The organism is Microbulbifer rhizosphaerae (genome assembly GCF_014191725.1).
Taxonomy (GTDB): domain Bacteria; phylum Pseudomonadota; class Gammaproteobacteria; order Pseudomonadales; family Cellvibrionaceae; genus Microbulbifer; species Microbulbifer rhizosphaerae.
In genome coordinates this window covers 1-1,546 of record NZ_JACHWZ010000069.1, presented here as the reverse complement: position 1 = coordinate 1,546, position 1,546 = coordinate 1, and the positions used below count along the sequence as shown (strand labels likewise).

Below are 1,546 nucleotides of genomic sequence, written 5' to 3'. Positions count from 1 at the left end.
GGCACAATCTCTGTTGCTGGAATGCTCACTATTGGCAAGGAATTTCACCTTACGCTGAGCTCAAATTTTTTCCGAACAAGCCGCCTTAACGCCGCAATCAGACGCGGCTAAGTTTGTGCACTTTTTACGCAATAATGGGAGCGCAGCGACCGCGTAAAAAGTGCACAAACTTAGCCGTCGGCTGCATTGCCTAGTTATGCGCCTTTCGTGCCACCCAATCAAGCGCCCATTTTTCATGTGCTTGGCCTCGGTTATAAACTACCATCAAAGTGTTTTCTGGCTTTAGAGTGTCATTATGACTGTTTAGAAAAACAAGGAATACAGCTTCCTCTGAGACATCTGGAGTTTCGCAAGCCTTGCTACTCGGAAAAAGGTAACCCTCATCTTTTATTTCGCCTTTAAGTACAGGGGAAATTACCGAGTATCGCCACTTAATATTTGGAGTCCCATCTATCAGCTCTAACTCTACATTTGCCAAAAATACTATTTCAGCATTTCTGTAGGCAATATCCAATTTTTCAACTGAAGTCAGTTGTTGCGGATCTGGGCACGCAAAATCGATAGCAAAAATCTTGCTACTGAATAGCGCCAGGAATAAAAAACGAAAAATATGCTTCATCGTATTTACGTATAACGTTGCCAGCAGAGGCGGCCTACGCTGTTTATGCGCGCAGCGCATAGCGTAGGCCGTCCTGCGGAGGCGCGCAGCGCCGGAGCGTACTGCCTGGCCTGGTTATGGACGGCGCCGCGCTGAACTTGCTAATGGCACTTTGCCCGTAGCGCAGCGGAGGGCCACCGGCCGATTAAGATGGAGAAGAATACCAAACTTCCCGCACCGATGAATTCTCTTACTGGCAACCCACAATACTGGTTTGTGACCGCCGATGCCTTTGATCTTGAACGAAGGCACCAGGAACAACACTGCCTAACCACAAGCTGGCACTGACTTTGATGCCGAATTGCTGGCTACTTGCACAGCACTTTACGCCGCAAATTTTGCTCTTTTTCTTTACGAACAAGCCGCCATAACGTCGCGCTCTGGGGCAGCCTACTATATGTGGCTTTTTGTGTGAGAATGCGAGCGCAGAGAGCCACACAAAAAGGTGCATATAGTAGGCTGTCCCTCAGCAGCGCCTGGTTAGCTCTGGGCCTTGATTGCTAAGGTAAGAGTACATGAAATTTATCCGTGACGGCTGTGATAATAATAGCCGCGCCCACCACAATTACAAAAGCACCTGGGCTTGTAGAGGCAAGGGCTGCTTTAAACCCTCGATACTCTGCTGCAAAGCTTAGCCCACTCACTGCACCCTTAAAGAGGAGAACGAACCCTCCGAACATACAAAATGCGCCAAGAGTAACAACGTAAAATAAGAATTGATGATGCAGAGTTGCCTGGTAGAAAATTTCTGACTCCATATTTTCATTTCCTTTATGGTCTATATTTTTTCTGAGCTAACGCCTGAGCTCAGCGGCGGCCTACGCTGTTTATGCGCGAAGCGCATAGCGTAGGCCGTCCGGCCCAGGCGTCAGCCTGGGCGTACTGGAG

At 48.6% G+C, this 1,546-nt stretch carries 2 protein-coding genes; both read right to left on the bottom strand.

Features of this window, described 5'->3' with window-relative positions; genetic code table 11:
* Window positions 1–190 precede the first annotated feature (190 nt).
* Window positions 191–619: a hypothetical protein gene (locus FHS09_RS22470; RefSeq protein ID WP_183464142.1), complete on the bottom strand. Its 429-nt coding sequence runs from the start codon at window positions 617–619 to the stop codon at window positions 191–193.
* A gap of 539 nt (window positions 620–1,158) precedes the next feature.
* Entirely contained in the window at window positions 1,159–1,416 is a 258-nt protein-coding gene (locus FHS09_RS22465; RefSeq protein WP_183464141.1) for a hypothetical protein, read from the bottom strand.
* Between the last annotated feature and the right edge of the window lie 130 nt (window positions 1,417–1,546).